Below are 26156 nucleotides of genomic sequence, written 5' to 3'. Positions count from 1 at the left end.
TTGGCTTTAATATGATTGATCTTTGGTGCGAGACCCCATGACCTCCCCCCAGCTTCCCCCACAGCAGCCGGGTGGCACGACGCTTTCTCTATCCGAGGAAGCGCTGCCGTCCCATGTCGCTGTTATTATGGATGGTAACAACCGCTGGGCGCGGGCACGGGGGCTGTCGGGAGTGCGCGGCCACCGAGCGGGCGTCGAAGCCGTGCGTGCCGTCATCGAGCGTGCCGCCGAGCGGGGCGTTGGAACCCTCAGCCTGTTTGCGTTCTCCAGTGAAAACTGGAAACGTCCTGCCGCTGAGGTGAAAGCGCTGATGGAGCTGTTTTTGATGGCGCTTAAACGCGAAGTCAAAAAACTTAATGAGCGCAATATCCGTCTGTCGATTATTGGCGAACAGCGTGGCTTTTCCCACGCGATTCAAAAGCATATTCAGCGCGCCGAAGCGCTGACCGCCGAGAACACGGGCATGCATCTGGTGATTGCCGCGAACTACGGCGGCCAGTGGGACATCGCCCGCGCCGCCCGCCAGCTCGCCGAGCAGGTGGCTGCCGGAGAGCTGGCGCCCGAGGCCATCGACGAAGCGCGCTTGGATGCGGCCATGAACACCGACCAAGTACCGCCGGTGGATCTGTGTATCCGTACCAGCGGCGAGCAGCGGCTCTCGAACTTTATGTTATGGCAGCTGGCCTATGCCGAGCTGCACTTTTCGCCCCTGTTATGGCCAGATTTTGATGGGGCGGCCTTCGACAAAGCGCTCGATGATTTCTGCTTACGACGTCGCCGTTTTGGCATGACCGACGAACAAATAGAGGCGCAAGGTGCTTAAACAGCGAATCATCACCGCTGCCTGGTTAGCTCCTGTCACGCTAATTGGTCTGTTTGGATTACAGGGAGGTGCCTTTGCGCTGTTTACAGCACTGATCGTGCTATTAGGTACCTGGGAATGGACCAACTTGGCGGGCGTTATCGTCTCGCGCACGCGCCTGGCGCTGGTGGCCGGTATGGCGGTGCTTATGGCTCTGCTGTGGCTAAGCGGCGCTGCCGTTGCAGTTTGGCCGTTGTGGCTGGCCGCAGCTGGCTGGTTGCTGAACCTCTACTGGGTAACGCACTACCCGGAAAGCAGTCAGCAGTGGCAAGCCACTTCACGCCGTCTACTCATGGGCGTTTGGGTACTGCTGCCGTGCTGGGTAGGTTTTAACGTGCTGCGTGATAGCGGGGCGGTGTGGCTTCTGTTTGTGATGCTGCTGGTATGGACGGCAGACATTGGCGCCTACTTTGCTGGTCGCCGCTGGGGTAAGCGCAAATTAGCCCCGCGGGTTAGTCCAGGCAAGTCCTGGGAGGGCGTGTATGGAGGGCTTGCTGCCACGATGCTGCTAGCCCTGCTGTTTGCCCTTTGGCAGCCCCTTGGAGTGATGGGGGGCGTGGCGCTGATCGTGATTACCGCAGTGGTGACACTGACTTCAGTGCTTGGCGACCTGTTTGAAAGTATGTTGAAACGCTACCGTAATATTAAAGACTCCAGCCAGCTGCTGCCGGGTCATGGTGGTGTGCTGGACCGTATCGATAGTCTCACCGCAGCCATCCCCATCTTTGCGCTGTTGTATCTGCAGGTACTGTCACTTCAGGTGAGCGCGCTATGAGTCACGTCTCGGTTCAGTTGGTCACTGTGCTCGGTGCCACCGGCTCCATCGGTAAAAGCACCTTGGATGTCATCGCGCGCCATCCGGAGCGTTACCGCGTCTATGCCCTAACGGCGCATACCTCAAAAGAGGCGCTGCTTGACCAGTGTAAAGCGCACTCTCCCCGGTTTGCCGTGTTGGATGACGTCGCCGATGCCCAATGGTTGCAGCAAGCGCTCCGCCAAGCAGGCTCCAACACTGTGGCGCTGGCGGGGGAGGATGCGCTATGCGAGGTCGCCCAAGCGCCTGAGGTCGACACCGTGATGGCGGCGATCGTCGGGGCGGCAGGCCTGTTGCCGTCGCTGGCGGCAGCCGAAGCCGGTAAGCGCGTGCTATTGGCCAATAAGGAGGCCCTGGTGATGAGCGGGGCGCTGTTTATGGATGCCGTGGCACGCTCCGGGGCGACGCTGTTGCCGATCGATTCTGAACATAATGCCATCTACCAGTGTCTACCCAGCGAGCATCGCGGTGGATTAGCCAAACACGGCGTGCGTCAGCTGCTTCTAACCGCATCGGGCGGGCCGTTTCGCGGCTGGTCGGCTGCCGATATTGCTAACGTAACACCAGAGCAGGCCTGCGCTCATCCTAACTGGTCCATGGGGCGTAAAATCTCCGTAGATAGCGCCACGCTGATGAATAAAGGACTCGAATTAATCGAAGCGTGCTGGCTGTTTGATGCCACACCCGAGCAGATTCAGGTCGTTGTTCACCCGCAAAGCGTTATCCACTCTATGGCAGCCTATAACGACGGCTCCGTGATTGCTCAGTTGGGTAATCCCGATATGCGCACACCGATTGCCTATGGGCTTGCTTGGCCAGAGCGCATTGATGCCGGCGTGGAAACGCTAGATCTGTTCCAAGTTGCGCGGCTCGATTTTGAAGCCCCGGATGAAACACGCTTTCCCTGCCTGCGCCTAGCCCGAGAGGCGATGCAGGCAGGTGGGGCCGCTCCGGCGGTGCTTAACGCTGCTAATGAAGTTGCTGTTGAGGCATTTTTAGCGGGGAACATCGCGTTTGGTGCGATTCCGGATGTTGTCGCGAAGGTGATGGCCCTGCCGTATCCCGGTCAGGCGGATTCACTTGAACGCGTGCTTGCTGCGGACCGCTGGGCTCGAGAGCAAGCCGCGCACACCATACGCCAGTTAACCGCTTAGCCTCAGCTATTGTTGAGCAGCGTGTCGTGCAAAGGAGCAAAAAGTGGGCCTGATACAGAATATCTTAGCCGTCATCGTGGTGCTGGGGCTGCTGGTGACCTTTCACGAGTTTGGTCACTTTTGGGTTGCACGCCGCTGCGGCGTCAAGGTGTTGCGCTTCTCCGTAGGGTTTGGCAAGCCGCTGTGGTCAACAATTGATCGCCATGGCACCGAGTTTGCGGTGGCGGCCATTCCACTGGGCGGCTACGTCAAAATGCTCGATGAGCGTGAAGCGCCGGTGCCGGAAGAGCAGCTAGACCAAGCGTTTAATCGTAAAACCGTTTGGCAACGTATTGCTATTGTGGCCGCGGGCCCCATCGCCAATTTCCTGCTGGCCATCGTGGCTTATTGGGCACTGTTCGTGGCCGGTACCACCACGGTGGCGCCGATTGTCGGGCCGGTCACGCCCAACTCGCCAGCGGCCGAGGCCGGCTTGCCTCAGGGCAGTGAAATCACCGCCATCCAGGGCGATGCCATGCGCTCCTGGGAAGAGATCAATTTGAAGCTGGTGTCGATGATCGGCTTCAATGGCGAGCTGGAGATCGAAGCGCGTCCGGAAGGCAGCAGTGCCTCGCGTGCGTATCAACTGCCGATCAGCCGCTACATGGTTCGCCAAGACCCGCCACAACCGCTGGAAACGCTGGGCTTCGTGCCGTGGCGGCCTGATGTCCCAGCCGTGCTTGGGCAGGTGCTGGAAGGGCAGGCCGCGGCCGAGGCTGGCCTCCAGCCGGGAGATCGTATTACGTCGTTGAACGGTGAGCCGGTCCGCGACTGGATGCAGTTCGTCGAGATCATCCGTGACAGCGCAGGCGAAGCCCTTCGCGTGGATTACCAGCGCAACGGTGAATCCGGCACGCTCACCATGACCCCAGGTCGCAATACGCTGGAGAGTGGCGTCGAGGTTGGGTACATTGGGGCAGGTGCCGAGCCGGTCAACTGGCCTGACGAGCTGCTGCGCGACATTCGCTATGGGCCTATCGAGGCATTGGGCCAAGCGTTGTCACGTACCGGTGACATGGTCGTGCTCACGGTAGATGCCATTCGTAAGATGCTGGTGGGGCTGATTTCGCCCTCCAACCTGTCGGGGCCCATCACCATCGCGCAAATCTCCGGAGATTCGGCGCGTGCGGGCACCGAAGCCTTCGTCAGCTTTCTGGCGTATCTGTCGATCAGCCTGGGTGTGCTAAATTTGCTGCCTATCCCCGTGCTCGACGGTGGTCATTTGCTTTACTATTTTGTCGAGGTGCTGCGCGGGCGACCGGTATCCGAGCAGACACAAGCAATAGGTCTTCGCATAGGGCTGGCCATGGTAGGCACCCTGATGCTGATGGCGCTCTATTTCGACTTGATGCGCCTGTGGTAATAACGCGTGTAGCGCGTGGATGGCTTGTCATCTGCCTGCACAAATGTATATGGTGCCTGTCTCAACGACAGGCAGACCAACGCGAGCGAACTGACTGCATGAAAATCAAGACCCTTGGAATGGCGGCACTCTTGCTGGCGGGCGCCAGCGGCGCCCAGGCACAATCCTTTGATGTTTCGGACATTCGTGTGGAAGGGCTACAGCGGGTATCCGCCGCCTCGGTCTTTAATGCGTTTCCTGTCAGTGCCAATGACCGCGTCGATGAGCAGCAGCTGGCCGCCGCCGCGCGTGACCTTTTCGCCACCGGCCTGTTCGAGGACGTCTCGCTGGCCCGCGAAGGCGATGTTCTGGTCATCCAGGTCGTCGAGCGTCCCACCATTGCTCGCCTGAACATTACCGGCAACCGTCAGATTTCCGATGACGACCTGCGTAATGGCCTGCGCCAGTCCGGCCTTTCCGAAGGGCAAGTGCTGCAGCTCTCTACCCTGGACGACATCGAGCGTGAACTGGAAGGGGTATACCAGGCGCAGGGCCGCTACAGTGCCAGCATCAATGTCGCCGTGGATGAAATCGATGAAGGCCGAGTTCAGGTCAACATCGATATCAACGAAGGTGAAGTGGCCAAGATTCGCCAGATCAATATCGTGGGCAACCGTGACTTCGATGACGACACGCTGCGAAGCGTCTTCGAGCTGAACGACCGCCCAGGACGTTTCTTTGGCTGGTTCTCGCGGGACGAGTACTCCCGAGAAGCGCTCTCGGGAGACATCGAGCGCCTGCGCTCTTTCTACCTCGACCGTGGCTATGTCAACTTCGACGTGACCTCCACGCAAGTCTCGATTGGGCCTGAAAAGTCCGAGATCTTCGTGACGCTGAACATCGACGAAGGCACCCAGTATCGGGTCGGCAACATTCGGTTTGCCGGAGACCTGCAAATCAGCGAAAGCGAAGCGCGCAACCTGCTGCAGGTCAGCAGTGGCGAGATTTTCTCCCGTGGCGACGTCAACGCCTCTACGGAAGCCCTGCGTCAGCGCCTGGGGGCCGAAGGCTTTGCCTTTGCCGAGGTGCGCGGTATCCCTGAAATGGCCGGTGACGGTGAAACGGTCGATCTGGTGATCGCCGTGGACCCAGGCCAGCGTACTTACGTGCGTCGTATCGAATTCTTTGGTAACACCACCACGCAGGATGAAGTGTTGCGCCGTGAAATGATTCAGTTGGAGGGCGCGCCTGCCTCCACGGAATCCATCACCCAGTCGCGCCAGCGTCTGGAGCGTCTTGGCTTCTTCAGCCAGGTGGAAGTCGACACTCAGCCCGTGCCAGGGCAGCCTGATCTGCTGGACGTGACCTACAACGTCGAAGAGCAGCCGTCTGGTTCGGTCTCGGCCAGCGTCGGTTTCTCGCAGAGCGCCGGGGTGATCTACGGCGTCGGCCTGGCCCAGAACAACTTCCTGGGTACTGGTAATCGTGTCAACGTTGGTGCTCAGCGCAGTGACACGTTCACCAGCGTGAACTTTGCCTTTACCGACCCGTACTGGACCCTGGACGGTATTTCACGGGGCTATAACGTTTTCTATCGCGAGACGGACTACGGCGACTCCGATATTTCCACGTTCTCCACCGACGCCTACGGCGCGGGCATCAACTTCGGTTATCCCATCAGTGAGCTGTCGCGGCTCAACTTCGGGGCGAGCATCGAAGACATCACCGTCAAGACCTACTTCGATACGGCCTCTGAAATTCGCCGTTACGTAGAAGATGAGGGTGACAACGCTCAGAGCCTGAAGCTGACCGCCAGCTGGACCCGCAACAACCTGAACCGCGGTATCATGCCGACGGCAGGTAATTACCAGCGTCTCTCGCTGGAAACCGGCGTGCCGGGCAGCGATGCGGAGTACTACAAGGTTCAGGCCCGCGCGCAGCAGCTCTTCCCGATCAATGACGATGAGACCTGGGCATTCAAGTTCAGCGGTAACCTGGGCTATGCCGATACCCTGGCCAGCAACGACCCTTACCCCTTCTACGAGAACTTCTATGCTGGGGGCCTGGGCTCGGTGCGTGGCTTCACGTCCAATACTCTGGGGCAGCGCACCACGCCCGCCCGCGAGGGTGCACGTGACCGTACCCTCGGGGGTAACGTGCTGGTTCAAGGCAGCGCAGAAGTCCTCTTCCCGATGCCGTTCGTCGAGAACCAGCGCTCGGTACAGCCTTCGCTGTTCCTGGACGCCGGTAATACCTTCCTGAGCTCCTGCTATGACGTGCTGGAAGAAGACGCGGGCCGCCAGCGTTGCAGTTCCGGCGTGGATCTGGGCGATTTACGCTACAGTGTGGGTATTGGCCTTTCCTGGCTGACGCCCGTGGGTCCCTTGACCTTCAGCATCGCAGAGCCGTTAAACGATGAAAGTGGCGATGATACGCAGTTCTTCCAGTTCTCGCTTGGCCAAACGTTCTAATTCAAGGAGTGTCATGATAATGCGTAAACTGACCGCCGCTGTGTGCCTTTTCGGGGCCATGACGCTACCCGCCTACGCGGCTGAAGTCGCTGTACTGGATTGGCGCGCAGCGCTGATGAACACTCAGTCGGCACAATCCTCGCTGAGCCAGTTGGAAAGCCAGATTGGTGGCCAGCAGCGCGAAGCTCAGTCGCTGGGTAACGAGCTGCAGCAGCTGCAAACTCGCTTGCAGCAGCAGGGCGAGACCATGTCGCAATCCGAGCGCGATGCGCTGATTGCCGAGCTGCAGCAGAAGGGCAGCCGTTTCGAGCAGCTTCGTCGTGAAGTGATGCAGGCGCAGCAAACCTCCGAGCAGCAGTTCCTCGAAAGCGCCGAGTCGAAGCTCGAGCGTGCCGTCGAGCAGGTGCTGGAGCGTCACAACATCGACGTGCTGGTAGAGCCGCAGGGAGTGCTGCACTCTTCGACGGACCTTCCCAACGTGACCAACGAGGTCACGCAGATTTTTGATTCGCTGAACTAATTCATGACCGTGGGTGCGGCGCTCGTTGGCCGCACCGCTGCTTTCCTGGGCTCCCATGACGCACGCTTCTCAACACCTCACCCTAGCCGATATCGCACGTCACTTGGACGTTGATTTCGAGGGCGACGCCGACCAGCCAATTCGTGGCCTGGCCACCCTCAAGGAAGCAACGCCCGATCAGGTGGCGTTTCTTGCCAATCGTGCGTATCTCAAAGACCTGGCCACCACGCGTGCAGCCGCCGTTCTGCTGCATCCAGAGCACGGCAAGAATTGCCCCGTGCCGCGGCTGGAAATGAGCAACCCCTATCTTGGCTATGCCAAACTGTCGCAGCTGTTTGACCCGTTGCCTGCGCGTGATGTCCCGGGTATCCACCCGAGTGCCATCGTGGCGGAAGATGCCACCCTGGGCGAGGGTATCTCGATTCAGGCCAATGCGGTGATCGAGTCTGGCGTGGTGCTGGGGGATCGCGTGGTGATTGGCGCAGGCAGCGTGGTGGGTGCCGACAGCCGATTGGGCGACGATACTCGGCTGCACGCCAACGTGACGGTGTGCCACGGTGTCATCGTCGGGAAGCGCGCCATTCTGCAAAGCGGCTGTGTGATCGGTGGCGATGGTTTCGGCTTCGCTCATGATGGTGCCGGTTGGCACAAGATCGCTCAGTTGGGCGGCGTGATCCTTGGCGATGATGTCGAGGTCGGCAGCTGTTCGAGTATTGATCGTGGTGCGTTGGGTGATACGGTCATTGGCAATGACGTCAAGATCGACAGCCAGGTGCAGATCGCCCATAACGTCACGATTGGCGACCACAGCGCCCTGGCGGGCTGTGTAGGCATTGCGGGCTCCACCAAAGTGGGCAAGCACTGCATGCTGGGTGGCGGCGTTGGCCTGTCGGGTCACCTGACCCTGTGCGACGGGGTGCAGGTAACGGGCATGAGTCTGGTCACCAACTCGATTCATGAGCCAGGTGTCTACTCCTCCGGCACGGGCGCCATGAGCAACACTCAATGGCGCAAGAACGCAGTGCGCTTCAAACAGCTGGATGATATTGCCAAACGATTGGCGCGATTGGAAAAAAGCCAGCGAGAATCGTGAAGCAAACAAGGAATTCAAGGACGAGTGGCTTGAGGCTTGATAACAGCAAGTTATAATCCTCTGCCTTTTGGCCAGCAGGAGTGCTGGCACCTGCCTGACAGGGTTCAGGCGCTATGTCTATTTAGAGGTCGTTACGATGGTTATGGATATCAACGAAATTCGCGAATACTTGCCCCACCGCTATCCCTTCCTGCTGGTGGATCGAGTCACGGAACTGACCGTGGGCGAAGCCATCGTGGCGTACAAGAACGTAAGCATCAATGAGCCATTCTTCAATGGTCATTTTCCGCATCACCCCATCATGCCGGGCGTGCTGGTCGTCGAAGCACTGGCGCAAGTGTGTGGCATTCTGGGCTTCAAGACGGTCAACAAGCTCCCGGCAGATGGCTACGTCTACTATCTGGTCGGTAGCGATAACGTACGTTTCAAGCGCCCGGTCATGCCGGGTGACAAGCTGACGCTGGAAGCCAACGTCATTCGTGGCAAGCGCGGCATCTGGAAATTTGCCTGTCGCGCCACGGTGGACGGCGAGCTGGCGTGTGAAGCAGAAATCATTTGTGCCGAGAGGAAGGTGGCTTGATACATCCTACTGCACTGGTCGACCCCACGGCACGACTGGCCGATGACGTCGAGGTCGGCCCTTTTAGCGTGATTGGGCCCGATGTCACCATCGGCGCCGGTTCCGTCATCGGCCCCCACGTGGTGATCAAGGGGCCTACCGTGCTCGGCGAGCGCACGCGTATTTTCCAGTTTGCCTCGGTGGGAGAAGATTGCCAGGACAAGAAGTACGCCGGTGAGCCGACGCGGCTGGTCATGGGCGACGATAACGTGATCCGCGAAGGGGTGACGCTGCACCGTGGTACGGTGCAGGATCGCAGCGAAACCACCATCGGGTCGCGCAATCTGTTCATGGCATACGTGCACGTTGGCCATGACTGCGTGATCGGCAACGACTGCATTCTGGCCAACCAGGTCACCCTGGCAGGGCACGTGACGCTGGGCAACCATGCCATCCTGGGCGGGCTCTCGGCGGTGCATCAGTTCTGCCACTTTGGGGACCATGCCATGGCGGGCGGTGGCTCGATCATCACCAAGGATACTCCGGCGTTCGTCATGATCAACGGCAACCCTGCCGAAGCGCGTGGCCTGAATCTGGTCGGCCTCAAGCGCCGTGGCTTCAGCCGCGAGGCGATTGCCGCCCTGACCACTGCTTACAAGCTGGTCTACCGCCAAGGGCTGACCGTCGAACAAGCCGTCAGCGATATGCGCAGCCGCTTCGACCTGCCGGAAGTCGTGCAGTTTGCCGACTCCATCGAGCGCTCCACGCGCGGTATCGTGCGCTAATACACCTCAACTGGCTGTCTTGTCTCCATGACACTGCAACGCGTATACCTTGTGGCAGGCGAACTCTCTGGCGATATTCTGGGCGCGGGGCTCATGCGTGAGCTACGCGCCCGGTTTCCTGACGTGGAGTTTCGCGGGATGGGCGGGCCACGCATGGAAGCGCAGGGCCTGAAAAGCCGCTTTCCACTGGAAACGCTATCGGTGATGGGGCTGGTCGAGGTGCTCAAGCACCTTCCCGAGCTGATCCGCGTACGCCGTACCCTGCGTGAAGACGCGCTGGCCTGGCAGCCGGACATCATGATTGGCATCGATGCGCCCGATTTCAACACGGGGCTGGAGAAACAGCTGCGGAAAGCGGGCGTGACCACGGCCCATTACGTCAGCCCTTCGGTATGGGCCTGGCGCCAGGGGCGGGTCAAGAATATTGCCAAGGCGGTGGATGGCATGCTGACGCTGCTGCCCTTCGAGGCCGACTTCTACCGTCAGCATCGCGTGCCGGTGGCGTTCGTGGGCCACCCCCTGGCGGATGAGCTGCCCTTGGTCAACGACCGTCAGGCGGCCCGTGAAGCATTGGGCTTAAAGCTCGACGGGCCGGTATTGGCGCTGCTGCCGGGCTCCCGTGGCAATGAAATCCGCTTCATGGGAGCGACCTTCCTGGCGGCGGTCACGCTGCTTTGCCAGCGCCACCCTGGCCTGCAGGTCGTGATCCCTGCAGCGACAGCCCTGCGGCATCGGGAGCTTGCCGAGCTGCTGTCCGGCTACCCCGCGCTGCATCCGTCGGTAACGCTGCTGGACGGCCAGGCAAGAGAGGCCATGGTGGCCAGCGATGCCGTGCTCCTCACCTCAGGTACGGCCGCTCTCGAAGCGATGCTGTGCCATCGGGCCATGGTGGTGGCCTACAAGATGGCGCCCGCAACCCATTGGCTTGCCCAGCGGCTGGTCAAGACGGCCTGGATCTCGTTGCCCAACTTGATCGCCCAGGAGAGTGTGGTTCCCGAGCTGATTCAGCACGCCGCCTCGCCGGAGGCCATTGCCCTGCAGGTGGGCGAGCTGCTGGAGGATGCTTCCACCCGTCAGGCGCTGGAAGAGCGCTTTGCCGCCATGCACGCCGCGCTACAGCGCAATGCCAGCCAGCGTGCTGCCCAGGCCGTGGCGGCGCTGGCGGCGGGGCAGCCGCTGGAGGCCGTCACGGATGGCCATTGATTCCCGTGATTATCCCCCGCTGGTAGTGGCCTACACCGGCCCCTACCTGGCCGGTGTGGATGAAGTGGGGCGTGGCCCGCTGATCGGCAGCGTGGTGGCGGCGGCGGTGATACTCGACCCCCAGGCGCCCATCGAAGGGTTGACCGATTCGAAAAAGCTGACGGCCCGCAAGCGGGAGCAGCTGGACGTGCAGATACGGGAGCGGGCATTGGCCTTTGCGTTGGCCGAGGCCAGCGCCGCCGAAATCGACACGCTCAACATCTATCATGCCACGCACCTGGCCATGCGGCGCGCCATCGATGCCCTGATGCCCGCCGCCGAATACCTGCTGGTGGATGGCAACCGGCTACCGGGGCACGCCTTGCCGGGCCAGGCCGTCGTCAAAGGCGATGCGCGCCACCCTGCGATTGCCGCCGCCTCGATTCTGGCCAAGGTGGCCAGGGACGCACAGATGGCCGCGCTGGATTTACGCTATCCTGAGTATGGTTTTGCGCGCCACAAGGGCTATCCGACCAAAGAGCACTTGGCGGCTCTGGAAGCCCATGGCCCGCTGGCCGAACACCGCAAAAGCTTTGCGCCGGTACAGCGTCAGTTAGCGCTGCTGTAGCACTGCCTTTTTTCATTTGCGCTTTATGCTGAGAGTCTCATGACGGTTCCGTTCGTTCATCTTCGTTTGCACAGTGAATACTCCCTGGTCGATGGTCTGGTCAAGCTCAAGCCGCTGGTCAGTACCACCGCTGAACGGGGGATGCCCGCGCTGGCGCTGACGGACGAGACCAACCTGTTTGGCCTGGTGAAGTTCTACAAGGCGGCGCAAGGTGCGGGGCTCAAGCCCATCATCGGCAGCGACCTGTGGCTGGCCAATCCCCACGATGAAGCGCACCCGTATCGCATTACGCTGCTGGCCATGAACCAGGACGGCTATCGCAACCTCACCGAGCTGATCTCCAAGGGGTGGACCCACGGGCAACGCCAGGGGCGGGCGATTCTCGACAAGCAGTGGGTACTGGCTCAGAGCGACGGACTGATTGCGCTGTCCGGCGGCCGCGATGGCGACATTGGCCGTCATTTGCTGTCGGAACATGCGCGTGAAGCGCGCCAACTGCTGGAGGAGTGGCAGCAGGCCTTCCCCGACCGTTTCTACCTGGAGCTGGTGCGCACAGGGCGGCCGCTGGAGGAAGCCTGCGTGCATGCCAGCGTCAAGCTGGCCATCGAGACCAACACGCCGGTGGTGGCCACCAACGACGTACGCTTTCTGGCCCGCGACGATTACTGGGCCCATGAAACCCGTGTCGCCATCGGGGAAGGCAAGGCGCTGGACGATCCGCGCCGCGAGCGCCGCTATACCGAAGAGCAGTACCTGAAAAGCCCGGAAGAGATGGCGGCCCTGTTTGCCGACATTCCGGAAGCGCTGGAAAACAGCGTGATGATTGCCGAGCGCTGTAGCGTGGATGTGCGCCTGGGCGAGATATTCCTGCCGGAATTCGGCATCCCCGAGGGCATGACCCAGGATGAGTTCTTCCGCAAGGTCTCCCATGACGGCCTGACCGAGCGGCTCGACTTTCTGTTTCCCGCCGAGGAGTACCCCCGCGACGGCGACGCCTTCCGCGAGATCGAGCAGCGCTACCGTGACCGCCTGGAATTCGAGCTCAACGTCATCATCCAGATGGGGTTTCCGGGCTACTTCCTGATCGTCATGGACTTCATCCAGTGGGCCAAGGACAACGGCGTGCCCGTTGGCCCTGGTCGGGGCTCCGGCGCGGGCTCGCTGGTGGCTTACGCCCAGAAGATCACCGACCTGGACCCGATTGGCTACGACCTGCTGTTCGAACGCTTCCTCAACCCCGAGCGTGTCTCGATGCCCGATTTCGACGTCGACTTCTGCATGGAAAAGCGCGACCGGGTCATCGACTACGTTGCCGACCGCTATGGCCGCAACGCGGTCTCCCAGATCGTCACCTTCGGCACCATGGCCGCCAAGGCCGTGGTGCGTGACGTGGCCCGTGCCCAGGGCAAGCCGTACTCGCTGGGGGACAAGCTCTCCAAGCTGATCCCGTTCGAAGTGGGCATGACGCTGGCCAAGGCCATCGAGCAGGAGCCCGCCCTCAAGGAGTTCATCGACAACGATGAAGAGGCGGAAGAGATCTGGGAAATGGCCCTGAAGCTGGAGGGCACCACCCGGGGCACCGGCAAGCACGCGGGGGGCGTGGTCATCGCGCCCACCAAGCTGACCGATTTTTCGCCGCTGCTGTGTGACGAGGATGGCGCCGGGCTGGTGGTGCAGTTCGACAAGAACGACATCGAAGACGCCGGGCTGGTGAAATTCGACTTCCTGGGGCTGCGGACCCTCACCATCATCGACTGGGCGCTGGAGATGGTGGACAAGGTGCGCGATGCAGCAGGCCAGGGCCCGCTTAATATCGATGCCATCCCGCTGGACGACGGCAAGACCTTCGAAATGCTCAAGCGGGCAGAGACCACGGCGGTGTTCCAGCTCGAATCCCGCGGCATGAAGGAGCTGATCAAGCGGCTGCTGCCCGACTCCCTGGACGACATGATCGCCCTGGTAGCCCTGTTCCGTCCGGGCCCGCTGCAGTCGGGCATGGTGGATGACTTCATCAACCGTAAGCATGGCCGGGCGGAAGTATCTTATCCACACCCGGATTATCAGCATGAGCTGTTGAAACCGGTACTGACGCCGACCTACGGCATCATCCTGTACCAGGAACAGGTCATGCAGATTGCCCAGGTGATGGCTGGCTACACCTTGGGCCAGGCGGACATGCTGCGCCGGGCCATGGGCAAGAAAAAGCCCGAAGAGATGGCCAAGCAGCGCTCCGGTTTCATGGAAGGGTGTGCCGCCAACGGTATCGACAAGGACCTGGCGGGCAACATCTTCGACCTGGTGGAGAAATTCGCCGGTTATGGCTTCAACAAGTCGCACTCGGCGGCCTACGCGCTGGTTTCTTACCAAACCGCATGGCTGAAGGCCCACTACCCAGGCCCGTTCATGGCGGCGGTCATGTCCACCGAGATGGACAACCTGGACAAGGTGGTGCCGCTGATCGAAGAGTGCCGCCACCTGAAGCTCACCGTGACACCTCCGGATGTCAACGTGGGTGGATACAAGTTCACCGTGGATACGGAAGGCCGCGTAGTGTACGGCCTGGGGGCCATCCGGGGCGTGGGCGAAGGCCCGATTGGCGCCATCGTCGAGGCACGCAATGCCGATGGCCCCTTCAAGGATCTGTTCGATTTCTGCCGCCGTATCGACCCCAAGCGCATGAACAAGCGCACCCTCGAAGCGCTGATTCGCTCCGGGGCGCTGGACACCCTGGGCCCCAACCGTGCCGTGCTGGCTGCCGCCATGGAAGACGCCCTCAAGGCCGCTGCCCAGAACCATGCCAACCAGAGCCTGGGCATGCTGGACATGTTCGGGGACGTGTTTGCTGCCGAAGAAGAGGCCGGGGATGTGTACGCCGAGTACCGCCATGCCCGAGAGTGGACCGACCGCGAGCGTCTCTCGGGTGAAAAAGACACCCTGGGGCTTTACCTTACCGGCCACCCTATCGATGAGTACGAGCGCGAGCTCAAGCGCTTCGTCTCTACGCGCATCAGCGACCTCAAGCCGTCCCGCGAGCCCCAGCGGGTGGCAGGGCTGGTGGTGGCCATGCGTACCATGAAGTCGAAGCGTGGCGACACCATGGCCTTCATCACGCTGGACGACCGCACCGGGCGTATCGAAGCGTCGCTGTTCGGTGAGCTGTTCGACCAGTTGCGCGGTCAGATCGAGTCGGATCAGGTCATCATCGTCGAGGGAGAAGTCTCCAGCGATGATTTCTCGGGCGGGCTGCGCCTGCGCGGCAAGGACGTCACCCCGATGGTCACCGCCCGGGTGCGCTATGGCCAGGCCGTGGAACTGGCGCTGGATGCAGGGCAGATCAATGGCCGCCTGGTGGATAGCCTGCGCGACAGCCTTGCGCCTTACCGGGATAGCGAAGGCCTGCCGGTGAGGCTGCAGTATCGCCATCCGGACGCCGTAGGGTGGCTGGAGCTGGCCGATGAGTGGAAAGTGGCCCCCAGCGACGACCTGCTGCTGGCCCTGCGTGACGTTCAGGGCCAGGTGGGGGTTCAGCTACGCTATCGCTGAGCCCTTGCGTGGCGGGGTCAGGGTGCGATAATGGCCCCAACCGAGATGCGTTTTGACAATGCCTTTTTATGACAGGCAGCTTACAGGCAGAGCCGATGAATCCAAATTATCTTGATTTTGAACAGCCCGTTGCCGAGCTCCAGGCAAAGATCGAAGAGCTGCGTCTGGTCAGCTCCGACAGCCAGGTGAACCTCTCTGACGAGATTGCTCGGCTGGAAGAGAAAAGCCGCAAGCTGACGGAGTCGATCTTCAAGGACTTGACCCCCTGGCAGGTTTCCCAGCTATCGCGGCACCCGCAGCGCCCCTATACGCTGGATTACCTGGAGTACATCTTTACCGACTTCGACGAGTTGCACGGTGATCGCAACTTCGCCGACGACGCGGCGCTGGTCGGTGGCGTTGCTCGTCTGAACGATGCACCGGTCATGGTCATTGGCCATCAGAAGGGCCGCGACGTCAAAGAGAAAGTACGCCGCAACTTCGGCATGCCGCGTCCGGAAGGCTACCGCAAGGCGTGTCGTTTGATGGAGATGGCCGAGCGCTTCAAGATGCCCATTCTCACCTTCATCGACACTCCTGGCGCCTACCCCGGCATCGATGCCGAAGAGCGTGGCCAGTCGGAAGCCATCGCCTACAACCTGGCCGTCATGTCGCGGCTGAAAACGCCGATCATCTCCACGGTGGTCGGGGAGGGTGGCTCCGGTGGTGCCCTGGCGATTGGCGTGTGTGACGAGCTGCACATGCTGCAGTACTCCACCTACTCGGTCATCTCTCCGGAAGGCTGCGCCTCCATTTTGTGGAAGAGTGCCGAGAAAGCCGCCGACGCGGCTCAGGCCATGGGCATCACGGCCGAGCGCCTCAAGGAGCTGGGGTTCGTGGACTCGCTGATCAAGGAGCCGCTGGGCGGCGCCCACCGTCATCCCGTCACCACCGCAGAGCGGGTCAAGGAAGCGCTGACGGCAAGCCTCGATCGACTCCAGGCGCTGGACCATGAGGCGCTGCTGGAGCGCCGCTACGCACGCCTGATGAGCTATGGCGCCCCTGCCGCCTGACGCACTGCTTGCGCTGCTCGACGACGCCCTGGCGGAGACCCCGCCGGGGCGTTGCGTTTGGGTGGCGCTCTCGGGCGGGCTGGACTCCTCGCTGCTGCTGACCCTGGCCGCAAGGGTCTGCCAACGGCGTAACCGCAGCCTGCGTGCGCTGCACGTTCACCATGGTTTGCAACCTGCCGCCGCCGACTTCGAAGCCCACTGTGCAGCGCTTTGCCAGCGGCTCGGCGTCCCGCTCAGCGTGGCGCGGGTCAGCGTCGAACTGCAGGGGGAGGGTATCGAAGGCGCTGCCCGGCGGGCGCGCTATCAGGCCTTTCTCGAGTACCTCGCTCCCGGCGACACGCTATGGCTGGGGCAGCATCAGGATGATCAGGCAGAGACCTGGCTGTTGGCAGCGCTGCGCGGAAGCGGTATTCGTGGGTTGGCTGGCATGCCTTGGCGCCGTGAGTGGCAGGGGCGTGTACTGCTGCGCCCGTGGCTGAGCGTTCGGCGAGACCAACTGCGCGAGGCTGCCCGGCACGAGGGGCTGGCGTGGTGCGAAGACCCCACCAATCAGGATACCTGCTACGATCGCAACTACCTGCGCCACGCCGTGCTGCCCGTGCTCGGCCAGCGTTGGCCCGGGGCCGCCCGGGCGTTGGCCCGCAGTGCTGCCTGGGCGGGAGAGGCCGATGGGCTACTGGCCAGCTACGCCGCCGAGGAGCTGGCCGGTTTGGCGTTGTCGCCCGGGTGTATCGACGCCCATGCCCTGGCCGCGCTGCCATTTCCTCGCCAACGACTGCTGGTGCGGACGCTGTGCCAGCAACACGGGTTACCGACGCCGCCAAAGGCGCGGTTGGCCAGCCTGCTGGCCCAGTTGAGTGCTGCCGCTCAGGCGCGTGTGCACATCACATGGCCCGGGGCAGAAGCGCGGGTATGGCGGGGCGGGCTTTACGTGATGGTCCCGCAGGCGCCGCTGGATGGCTGGCAGGCGGCGTGGGATGGCCGGGCAGGCCTGGCGACGCCGCTGGGCACGTTGGCGCTTGCGCTCGACGTAGAGAGCGCACAATGTGTTGGCCGTGCATCATTCATGCTGCGCGGGCGTCAGGGTGGAGAAGCGCTGGAGCTGCCGGGGCGTGGCCGTCGTGACCTGAAGCGCTGGTTGCAGGAGCAGTCGATCCCCCCTTGGGAGCGTCAGCGGCTGCTGCTGGTGATGGAAGGAGAGTGCTGCCTGGCCATCTTGCAGCCGCCTGTCAGAGTGCTCTGGCAGGGGGCGGGGGTGACGGTGCGGTGTCCTGACTAGCTGACGAGCGTCAGCACGAAACCCGCCCCCGCAATATGCCCCTGCTCCTGCTCCAGGTCGGTGCTCAGCAGGGTAGGCTCATCGCTCTGGGGGAGCGTGATCACCAAACCTTCGCCGCTGTCATCGACCACGATGTGTGGCAGCGCCGGGGGGCTTTCGGGCCGAGAGTGATTGAGCAGCACCGCCAGACGCAGCAGGCGAGCCAGCTTGCCCGCCGTGGGCTGTTGGGATGCGGGCAGTGCCTGCCACTCCTTGAGCGGAAACTTGCGTCGATGGGCGCGCACCAGAAAGGCCAGCAGGCGCTGTTCCGGGCGTGAAAACCCGGCCAGGTCCGAATGCTCCAGTAAGTAAGCGCCGTGACGATGGAACTGGCTATGGGAAATGGCGAGCCCGATCTCGTGGACATGGCTGGCCCAGTTCAGGAAATGTCCCTGTTCGTTGCTCAACCCCCAGGAGGGCTGGAGTCGTTTGAACAGCCGCCCAGCGGTGTCGGCCACGTTCTCGGCTTGCCGGGTATCCACATCGTAGGTGCGCTTGAGCAGCTCCAGGGTGCGTGAGCGAGTGTCTTCGGCACTGTTGCGCCCGGCCATGTCATACAGCACGCCTTCCCGCAGCGCGCCATCGGCAAAACGCATCTGGTGCAGGTCGAAGGCTTCGAAAACGGCATTGAGAATGGCGATGCCCGCCGGGAATACCCGGGCGCGGTCTGCCTTCAGGCCATCCAGCTCGACCTTGTCCAGGTGCTTGCACTTTACCAGCCGCTCTCTGAGCTTTTGCAGGCCGCTGCGGGTAATCACCCCTTCCTGGGGCGCATCGCCGTAGGCGAACAGAACGCTGGCGGCAGCCTTGATCGTGCCGCTGGAGCCCACCGGGTCATCCCAGCCCAGGCGCTGGTAAGGCCGCTGGATATTGGCCAGTTCCGAGAGTGCCGCCAGCTCGGCGCGGCGCATGCGCTTTTCGGTAATCTCGCCATCGGCAAAAAAGCGCTGGCTGAACGTCACGCAGCCCATGCGCAGGCTCTCCAGCGCCTTGGGCTCGAAGGCTTCACCAATGATGAACTCCGTGGAGCCCCCGCCAATGTCGACGATCAGGCGGCGGCCGTTCTCGGCCAGGGCATGGGCGGCGCCCAGATAGATCAGTCGGGCCTCTTCACGCCCCGCAATGATTTCAATGGCGTGGCCAAGCTGGGCTTCGGCGCGTTCGATGAAGTCCTGGCTATTGTGGGCGTCACGTAGCGCGTTGGTGCCCACCACCCGCAGGTTGGCGCTCTCTATGTCGGTCAGAAAGGGCGCAAAGCGGCTCAGGCAATCCAGCGCCCGCTGCATGGCGGCTTCGCTGAGGTAGCCATTAGCATCCAGGCCTGCAGCAAGCTGCACCTTCTCACCCTGCCGGGCAACGACTTGCAGCCGCTCGTTCTGGTAGTTGGCAACCAGCAAGTGAAAGCTGTTGGAGCCCAGGTCAATGGCGGCCAGGCGCTGAGGGGCAGCGCTGTCTACTTCGCTGTTAGGCGCATCGGTGGGGAGCGAAATGTCCTTGGGCATGAGCTATCCTTCAAGTTGGCTATGCCAAGGTTGCGGCGCCCTCTGGCTATTGTCAATTGCCAAAGGCTTGCGTTTGTCGCGGGGCTTGACTACCATCGGGTAACTGGCCTGATCCGAGTTGGCTTGTACGTCCAGACAAGCGTGTTGACTCGGCACCCCGAGCAAGACGTATTCCGATGGCATCAGCCAGATGTCCAAGTCGTCAGATAACCTACCCTCACGCCCAGCGGTCACCAATTACGGCTAATGGCTACATCATGGCCGACGCGACTGCCCATACTTATCAATCGAGCGTGTGCCTGGATGGAGTCTGAACGCATCACTCGGCGCTTTGCCCTAATGACTTAGGCCTCGCCTCCTGTCTTATTCCCGGCGCTCGTCGCCCAGCTTTCATGAGCAATTTTCTAACACACCGATGAATCTCACTGAACTCAAGCAAAAAACCGTTCCCGAGCTGCTCGATATTGCCCGCGAGATGGGTATCGACAACCTCGCCCGTTCGCGCAAGCAGGACATCATTTTCGCCATCCTCAAGAAACACGCCAAAAGTGGCGAGGACATTTATGGCGACGGTGTACTGGAAATTCTTCAGGACGGCTTTGGCTTCCTGCGTAGCGCGGATAGCTCGTACCTCGCCGGACCGGACGACATCTACGTCTCGCCTTCACAGATTCGTCGTTTCAATCTGCGCAAGGGCGACTCCATTTCTGGCAAGATCCGTCCGCCGAAAGAGGGTGAGCGTTACTTTGCCCTGTTGAAGGTGAGTCAGATCAACTTTGACCGCCCGGAAAACGCCAAGCACAAGATTCTCTTCGAGAACCTGACGCCGCTGTTTCCCACCGAGCGTCTGCGCATGGAGATCGGCAACGGCTCCACCGAAGATCTCACCGCACGTATCATCGACCTGACCGCCCCCATCGGCAAAGGGCAGCGTGGTTTGCTGGTGTCGCCCCCCAAGGCGGGTAAGACACTGATGCTGCAGAACATCGCCACTTCCATCACGCGTAACAACCCCGAGTGTCATCTGATCGTACTGCTGATCGATGAGCGCCCGGAGGAAGTCACCGAGATGTCGCGCACCGTGCGTGGCGAAGTCGTGGCCTCGACGTTCGATGAGCCGCCGGCGCGTCACGTTCAGGTCGCCGAAATGGTCATCGAGAAGGCCAAGCGGCTGGTCGAGCACAAGAAAGACGTGGTGATTCTGCTCGACTCCATCACCCGTCTGGCGCGGGCCTACAACACCGTGGTGCCCAGCTCTGGCAAGGTACTGACCGGTGGTGTCGATGCCCACGCGCTGGAGAAGCCCAAGCGGTTCTTTGGTGCGGCGCGTAACATCGAAGAGGGCGGCAGCCTGACGATCATCGCCACGGCGCTGGTCGACACCGGCTCCAAGATGGACGAAGTCATCTTCGAAGAGTTCAAGGGCACCGGCAACATGGAAGCCCACCTGGACCGCAAGCTGGCCGAAAAGCGCGTCTTCCCGGCCATCAACATTCGTCGCAGCGGCACGCGTCGCGAAGACCTGCTGGCGTCGGAAGACGAAATGCAGCGCATGTGGATTCTGCGCAAGCTGCTCAACCCGATGGAAGATACGGCCGCGACCGAGTTCCTGATCGACCGTCTGAAAGATACCAAGACGAATCTGGAATTCTTCGAGGCAATGAAGCGCCGTTAAGGCGCTGCATTGTGGCGCCACCCGCTACGCGGCGACTGATATCCGGGTTGAGGAGAGGACCTTGAAGTATAACGACTTGCGCGATTTCATAGCAGCGCTGGAAGCTCAAGGTGAGCTCAAGCGCATTACCGCCGAAGTTGACCCCTACCTTGAAATTACCGAAATCTGTGACCGTACGCTGCGTGCTGGTGGCCCGGCACTGCTGTTCGAAAATGTCAAAGGTCACGACATGCCCCTGTTGGGCAACCTGTTTGGTACGCCCAAGCGTGTTGCGCTGGGCATGGGGCAGGAGTCGGTAGAAGCCCTGCGGGAAGTCGGCAAACTGCTGGCGTTTCTGAAGGAGCCTGACCCGCCCAAGGGGCTGAAGGATGCCTGGGAGAAGCTGCCGATCTTCAAGCAGGTGCTCAGCATGGGGCCGAAGAACGTCAAACGCGCCCCGGTCCAGGAAGTGGTCTACGAAGGTGACGACGTAGACCTGGACCGCCTGCCCATTCAGCACTGCTGGCCGGGTGATGCAGCGCCGCTGGTGACCTGGCCGCTGGTGATCACCAAAGGGCCGCACAAGAAACGTCAGAATCTGGGGATCTACCGCCAGCAAAAGATCGGCAAGAATCGGCTGATCATGCGTTGGCTGTCCCATCGTGGGGGCGCACTGGACTTTCTGGAATTCCAGAAGGCGCATCCTGGCGAGCCCTTCCCCGTGGCCGTGGCCCTGGGGGCAGACCCCGCCACGATCCTGGGGGCGGTCACCCCGGTGCCCGATTCGCTCTCGGAGTACGCGTTTGCCGGGCTGCTGCGCGGGTCGCGCACCGAGCTGGTCAAGTGCGGCCATGCCGAGCTGGACGTGCCTGCCTCCGCTGAAATCATGCTGGAAGGGTTTATCTATCCCGACGACATGGCTCCGGAAGGCCCCTTCGGCGACCACACCGGCTACTACAACGAAGTAGACCGGTTCCCGGTGTTTACCGTGACGCGCATGACCATGCGCCGCGACGCGATCTACCATTCCACGTACACGGGGCGTCCTCCCGATGAGCCCGCCATTCTAGGCGTGGCGCTCAACGAGGTGTTCGTGCCGATCCTGTGCAAGCAGTTCCCCGAAATCGTCGATTTCTACCTGCCGCCGGAAGGCTGCTCCTACCGCATGGCGGTGGTCACCATGAAGAAGCAGTATCCGGGCCATGCCAAGCGGGTGATGATGGGGGTGTGGAGCTTTTTGCGTCAGTTCATGTACACCAAATTCGTGATCGTGCTGGACGACGATGTCGATGCCCGTAACTGGGAAGACGTCATGTGGGCCATCACTACCCGCATGGACCCGGCCCGGGATACGGTGATGGTCGAGAACACCCCCATCGACTACCTGGACTTTGCCTCGCCGGTTTCTGGACTGGGCTCCAAGATGGGTCTGGACGCCACCAACAAGTGGCCCGGGGAAACCGACCGAGAGTGGGGAACGCCCATCGTGATGGAGGATGCCATCAAGACCCGCGTCGACCAGCGTTGGGAAGAGCTGGGTATCGATATTCCCCTGCCCGCACCGCGACACGGCTAGTGCTGCCGTGGGACTGAACGATTTGCCAAAAAGAGGCTTTCATGAGCGTTAATACGTCAACGTGTAAAACGCTGACCTGCCAGGTGACCGCCGTTGAAGATCTCACTCCCGATGTCTTCAGGGTGGCGCTTGCCGGACGCGCAGAGGCAATGCAGCATGCGCCCGGCCAGTACCTGGAACTCAAGCTGGACGACGATACCTGGGTGCCTTTCTCGATTGCCAGCGCCGACCGCGGCGACGGCACCCTGGAGCTGCAGATCCAGCACTGGCCCGAGCGCGAGAACTCCCGTCGGTTACGCCAGTTGCTACAGGTGGCCAACCAGCTGACCGTACGCCTGCCCAGCGGTGACTGTGTGCTGGATGGGCAGAGTGAGCGCCCCTTGCTGCTGATCGCCGCAGGAACCGGGTTCGCGCAGATGAAAGCCATCGTCGAGGCGGCCCTGCGTGACCAGCCACAGCGGCCGATATCGCTGTGGTGGGCAAACCGCGAGCACCGCGACCTGTATGCCGAAGACCTGGCATGCCAGTGGGCTCAGCAGGCCGAGCAGCTGTCGTTTCATGCGGTGACCGAGTTTCCGCTGACCGAACCTCTCGCTGCTGGCGAGCGTATTCACCACCATCAGGGGCGGGTAGACCTGGTGCTGGAGAGCCAGTTGGTGAAGGCACTGGAAAAAACGCTGGGCACGCCGGAAGGCTGTGATATTTACCTCTCTGGTTCGCCGGGTATGGTGTACGCCTGCGTCGATGTGCTGGAGCGGCTGGGCGCGAGCAGTGAGCGTATGTTCTCGGATGTGTTTGCCTACGCTCCACGCCCTCACTAGAATGATCCACCGACGTAAGCAATAGAGCGGCAAGAGCCGCCTGTAGACCTTTGACGAGGAGGCTATATGGCCCATCATGATGAAGACTTCAAAGATGAATCCGGACTGCTGCCTATCGTGCTGGGCATCGTCGTGCTGGTCAGCATGAGTGCGCTGCCCGCCACCATCGGCTGGATTCAGGCCTTCAGTAACTGAGGCTGTCGCTGGTCTGGCGGGCAGGCCAGCCCCTTGAACGGAAAATCTTGCATGAAGAACCTCGAATGGCGGGTTGCCATTTGGCGTTTTGGCAGGCAGGATTAAGCAGTATCGTCGTTATGACTTTTCATGAGGAAGCCGCCATGCATCATGCTGCGTGTTCAGACCGCCGCCAGTGCCAACCGGAAACGGTGGCGAGCGCGTGGGCGAATACGTCGCTGAGCGTCGCGTCTTCCCAGTCCGTTTATTATGCAGCGTATTGGTTTAGCCAGGGTGTGCCGCTGGCCGACGCCTGATGTCGGGCCGGCAGGCACACCGCACAGGTGACCTGCCGCATGCAAAAAGCCTCGGTGGGTTACCCCACCGAGGCTTTTTTCGTTTTACGCTGCGGTCAGCCAGGCTGGCCTGAACGGGCCACGGGTTTTCATTCAATGCAACACAGGAGCTGCACCATGTCTTACCGCAACCGCGCAATCGTTAGCCCCCAGGCCTTCCGTCATATCGGCTATGGCTATGGCTGGCGATTTAGTGACGCGCGGTCGGTGCAAGCTGCCACCTCCGATCGTGCTTGCCTGGGTGGCAAGGAAGAATTGCGATGTTTAGCGCTGTGTCCCACGATCTCGGAGAGTTGACCCATGAATGCCCCTATTGCCCCCCAACGTGCCCCGCTGGCAGACGACCACGTCTCCTTGTCCTCCACACCCTTGCCGTTGCCCGCTGAGTTGCGCCAGCGCATTGCCATCAGTGCCCCCTTGGCCGCACAGATTGCCGAGCAGCAGCGTGCAGTGCAGCGTATTTTGAATGGCCAGGATGACCGCCTGCTGGTGGTGGTCGGGCCTTGCTCCATTCACGACCCGGATGCCGCACTGGAGTATGCCGACCGCCTGGCGGCGCTCAGCGACGACATTGGCCAGCATATCCTGCCGGTCATGCGTGTCTACGTGGAGAAGCCGCGTACCACGGTGGGATGGAAGGGACTGGCCTACGACCCGCACCTGGATGGCAGCGGCGACATGCCTCATGGAATTGCCCTGTCGCGGGAGTTGATGCATGCGGTGGCCTTGCGCGGCTTGGCGGTGGCGACCGAGCTGCTGCAGCCCATGCTGGCGCCTTACCTGGATGATCTGCTGAGCTGGGTGGCGATTGGCGCACGGACCACGGAGTCCCAGCTGCACCGGGAGCTGGCCAGTGACCTGACCGCCGCAGTGGGTTTCAAGAATGCCACCAGTGGCGATGTGCAGGTGGCCATCGACGCCATGCAGGCCGCGGCGCACGCCCATCAGCGGTTTGCCATGGATCGCCAGGGGCGCCCCATCATGCAGGAAACCGCCGGTAACCCGCACACCCATGTGGTGTTGCGCGGCGGGCACGGCGAGCCCAATTACCAGGCCCACCACGTGCAGGCGGCCATCGACACGCTGCAACGTGCGGGGCAGAACCCGCGCCTGATGGTGGACTGCAGCCATGCCAACGCTCGCAAGGATCATCGTCGGCAAAGCGAGGTCATGCGGGAGGTGCTGGCGCAGCGCCAGGCAGGCGAGGCCCGCCTGGTCGCGCTGATGCTGGAGAGCCATCTGTTCGAAGGCAAGCAGCCGCTGAGCCCGGGCCAACTGCGCTATGGCGTCTCGGTCACCGATGCCTGCGTGGGTTGGGAGACCACCGAGCGGCTGTTGAAGAGCGCCGCCGAACAGCTGGCCTGAGCGCGTTGACTGACCTGGTCAGCCCCGTATCATAAGAGGTTCCTTTCGATAACGAGGTTGGCCATGGCCTTTACCCTTGAGCACCACGATCCAGATATCTATCGGCGCAAGGCGCGCATCATCAGCATCATCATGGCAGGGCAGCTGGTGGTGTTCGGCCTGCTGTTCTCCATGCTGCTGACCGCGACTTTCGGCAGCAGCTTCTGGCTGAATGCCCTCGGGGTGCTGCTGGGCCTGCTGGCGACCAGCGCCATGTTTGCCGCCCTGCGTGAGCGGCCCTGGATGGTGGAGATGCGCTACGTCTGGCAGCTCAAGCATCACCTGTCGCGCATCAGCAGCTATCTGCAGCCGCTGCGTCGTGGGGTAGAAGAGGATAATCGCCTGGCGCTGGATATCCTGACCTTTTATCACCAGGGCATGTCGCAACTGGCCGAACTGAACGGCCGCACCACCGATGACGATGCCGAACGGCTGGCCGAAAAGATGCAGGTCAAGGTCCGGCGCGAAGCGCTCGGCTTGCCCGCAGAGGTAACGTCTTTCGACCCGCACGATCTCAGCGCCTTCAAACCGTCATAACGGGAACCTGCCTCATGATTGCCAAGCCCATTACCTTTCGTCCGCTGTTGGCCATGGCCTCGGTGGCCCTGCTGGCAGGCTGTGCCAGTGCCCCACCTGCGGCGGAAACCCCCACCCGCACCACGGTGCATAGCACCGCACCCTTGTTGCCTTCTGCACTGTTTCCCGGCAGTGCGGAGCAGTTCCAGGCCTGGCATTGCCAGCCTGCTCATCAGGATCTGGTCACCGCCTTGAATGGCGACGAATTACGCTTGTGGTCGCTGCACGGTGCCTGGCGTTTGCCGCAGGCCGTGGTGGCCAGTGGTGCGCGTTATCAGGATGGCGAGATCAGCTTCTGGAACCGTGGCGAGCAGGCCCAGGTAGAGACGCCGCGTGGCCAGTTGCAGTGCCAGCAGGGGTTGGCACGCGCTGCGGCCACCCGGGCGGCACATCCGGGCGTCATGTTCCTGGCGCGAGGCAACGAGCCCGGCTGGAGTATCGAGCTGGCCCATGACGCCCCGGTCATGACCTGGACCACGCAGTACGGCAGTGAAACGACCACGCTACCTTATATGGTCAGCGTCATGGATAACGCCGCGGGTCGTGTGGTGATCGAAAACGCCGATGCCGAGTCGTTTTTCCGGGTAAGGATCGAATCAGGGGCCTGTTTTGACGACATGAAAGGCCTGCCGTACCCAGCCCGTGTCACGGTCAGTATCGGCGGCGAGCAGTACAAGGGGTGTGGCCAGGGCATTGCGCCCTGACCACAACTCTGAACTTCCCTTCATGCG

The 26156-nt window shown here is 61.7% G+C and carries 22 protein-coding genes; 21 read left to right on the top strand and 1 reads right to left on the bottom strand.

The genetic code is table 11. The annotated features are described in order from the left end of the window. The first annotated feature begins 37 nt into the window (after positions 1–37). The 14 genes from uppS to tilS all read left to right on the top strand — a co-directional run bounded on the left by uppS (position 38) and on the right by tilS (position 17323). The gene (gene uppS, locus RVM26_RS12735) at positions 38–823 is read left to right on the top strand and encodes a polyprenyl diphosphate synthase (RefSeq protein ID WP_287808835.1); all 786 of its coding nucleotides are present in this window, start codon (positions 38–40) and stop codon (positions 821–823) included. Continuing rightward, entirely contained in the window at positions 816–1637 is an 822-nt protein-coding gene (locus tag RVM26_RS12730) for a phosphatidate cytidylyltransferase (RefSeq protein WP_287808834.1), read from the top strand. The genes uppS and RVM26_RS12730 overlap by 8 nt, the downstream gene beginning before the upstream one ends. Next, complete coding sequence (ispC, locus tag RVM26_RS12725) at positions 1634–2830, top strand: 1-deoxy-D-xylulose-5-phosphate reductoisomerase (protein ID WP_287808833.1); 1197 nt, start codon at positions 1634–1636, stop codon at positions 2828–2830. Before RVM26_RS12730 ends, ispC begins: the two co-directional genes overlap by 4 nt. 43 nt (positions 2831–2873) lie before the next feature. Next, positions 2874–4232 (top strand): RIP metalloprotease RseP, encoded by a 1359-nt coding sequence (gene rseP / locus RVM26_RS12720; protein WP_287808832.1) that lies wholly within the window; start codon positions 2874–2876, stop codon positions 4230–4232. A gap of 98 nt (positions 4233–4330) precedes the next feature. Then, positions 4331–6682 (top strand): outer membrane protein assembly factor BamA, encoded by a 2352-nt coding sequence (bamA, locus tag RVM26_RS12715; protein ID WP_498938989.1) that lies wholly within the window; start codon positions 4331–4333, stop codon positions 6680–6682. A gap of 19 nt (positions 6683–6701) precedes the next feature. Next, complete coding sequence (locus tag RVM26_RS12710) at positions 6702–7202, top strand: OmpH/Skp family outer membrane protein (protein ID WP_039175240.1); 501 nt, start codon at positions 6702–6704, stop codon at positions 7200–7202. A 55-nt stretch (positions 7203–7257) separates the two neighbouring features. Then, a complete protein-coding gene (gene lpxD / locus RVM26_RS12705; protein WP_039175343.1) occupies positions 7258–8295 on the top strand; it encodes a UDP-3-O-(3-hydroxymyristoyl)glucosamine N-acyltransferase in 1038 nt (345 codons plus the stop codon). Between the two features lie 136 nt (positions 8296–8431). Then, on the top strand, positions 8432–8875 hold the full coding sequence (fabZ, locus tag RVM26_RS12700) for a 3-hydroxyacyl-ACP dehydratase FabZ (protein WP_026001844.1): 444 nt from the start codon (positions 8432–8434) through the stop codon (positions 8873–8875). Further along, positions 8872–9639, top strand: coding sequence for an acyl-ACP--UDP-N-acetylglucosamine O-acyltransferase (gene lpxA / locus RVM26_RS12695; RefSeq protein ID WP_096922082.1), 768 nt, complete (start codon positions 8872–8874; stop codon positions 9637–9639). Before fabZ ends, lpxA begins: the two co-directional genes overlap by 4 nt. A gap of 27 nt (positions 9640–9666) precedes the next feature. Continuing rightward, positions 9667–10842, top strand: coding sequence for a lipid-A-disaccharide synthase (gene lpxB / locus RVM26_RS12690; RefSeq protein WP_498938986.1), 1176 nt, complete (start codon positions 9667–9669; stop codon positions 10840–10842). Beyond that, complete coding sequence (gene rnhB, locus RVM26_RS12685) at positions 10832–11449, top strand: ribonuclease HII (RefSeq protein WP_498938984.1); 618 nt, start codon at positions 10832–10834, stop codon at positions 11447–11449. The genes lpxB and rnhB overlap by 11 nt, the downstream gene beginning before the upstream one ends. A gap of 39 nt (positions 11450–11488) precedes the next feature. Next, positions 11489–14992, top strand: coding sequence for a DNA polymerase III subunit alpha (dnaE, locus tag RVM26_RS12680; protein ID WP_498938982.1), 3504 nt, complete (start codon positions 11489–11491; stop codon positions 14990–14992). A gap of 95 nt (positions 14993–15087) precedes the next feature. Further along, a complete protein-coding gene (gene accA, locus RVM26_RS12675) occupies positions 15088–16044 on the top strand; it encodes an acetyl-CoA carboxylase carboxyl transferase subunit alpha (RefSeq protein ID WP_486996834.1) in 957 nt (318 codons plus the stop codon). Next, positions 16025–17323 (top strand): tRNA lysidine(34) synthetase, encoded by a 1299-nt coding sequence (tilS, locus tag RVM26_RS12670; RefSeq protein WP_498938980.1) that lies wholly within the window; start codon positions 16025–16027, stop codon positions 17321–17323. The genes accA and tilS overlap by 20 nt, the downstream gene beginning before the upstream one ends. On the opposite strand, the gene ppx is transcribed toward tilS, so the two are convergent. Next, a complete protein-coding gene (ppx, locus tag RVM26_RS12665) occupies positions 17320–18864 on the bottom strand; it encodes an exopolyphosphatase (RefSeq protein ID WP_189462677.1) in 1545 nt (514 codons plus the stop codon). The genes tilS and ppx overlap by 4 nt on opposite strands. A 415-nt stretch (positions 18865–19279) precedes the next feature. Here ppx and rho point away from each other — a divergent pair, with 415 nt between their 5' ends. The 7 genes from rho (at position 19280) to RVM26_RS12630 (ending at position 26129) form a co-directional block, all read left to right on the top strand. Next, positions 19280–20539, top strand: coding sequence for a transcription termination factor Rho (gene rho, locus RVM26_RS12660; protein WP_016915030.1), 1260 nt, complete (start codon positions 19280–19282; stop codon positions 20537–20539). 61 nt (positions 20540–20600) lie between these two features. Then, the gene (gene ubiD / locus RVM26_RS12655; protein WP_498938978.1) at positions 20601–22094 is read left to right on the top strand and encodes a UbiD family decarboxylase; all 1494 of its coding nucleotides are present in this window, start codon (positions 20601–20603) and stop codon (positions 22092–22094) included. A 41-nt stretch (positions 22095–22135) separates the two neighbouring features. Next, positions 22136–22915: a ferredoxin reductase domain-containing protein gene (locus RVM26_RS12650; RefSeq protein WP_498938976.1), complete on the top strand. Its 780-nt coding sequence runs from the start codon at positions 22136–22138 to the stop codon at positions 22913–22915. 66 nt (positions 22916–22981) lie between these two features. Further along, positions 22982–23110 carry a hypothetical protein gene (locus RVM26_RS12645; RefSeq protein WP_016915027.1) on the top strand — a complete coding sequence of 43 codons (129 nt, stop codon included), beginning with the start codon at positions 22982–22984 and terminating at the stop codon, positions 23108–23110. A gap of 635 nt (positions 23111–23745) precedes the next feature. After that, positions 23746–24810: a 3-deoxy-7-phosphoheptulonate synthase gene (locus tag RVM26_RS12640; protein ID WP_498938974.1), complete on the top strand. Its 1065-nt coding sequence runs from the start codon at positions 23746–23748 to the stop codon at positions 24808–24810. 63 nt (positions 24811–24873) lie between these two features. Further along, positions 24874–25386, top strand: coding sequence for a DUF3087 family protein (locus RVM26_RS12635; RefSeq protein WP_498938972.1), 513 nt, complete (start codon positions 24874–24876; stop codon positions 25384–25386). Positions 25387–25400: 14 nt separating this feature from the next. Next, a complete protein-coding gene (locus tag RVM26_RS12630) occupies positions 25401–26129 on the top strand; it encodes an MliC family protein (protein WP_498938970.1) in 729 nt (242 codons plus the stop codon). Positions 26130–26156: the final 27 nt, after the last annotated feature.

Source organism: Halomonas sp. KM072 (assembly GCF_050710315.1).
GTDB classification, from domain to species: Bacteria; Pseudomonadota; Gammaproteobacteria; order Pseudomonadales; family Halomonadaceae; genus Vreelandella; species Vreelandella hamiltonii.
The sequence above is the reverse complement of the archived record's forward strand: the minus strand, read 5'-3'. Positions and strand labels throughout refer to the sequence as shown.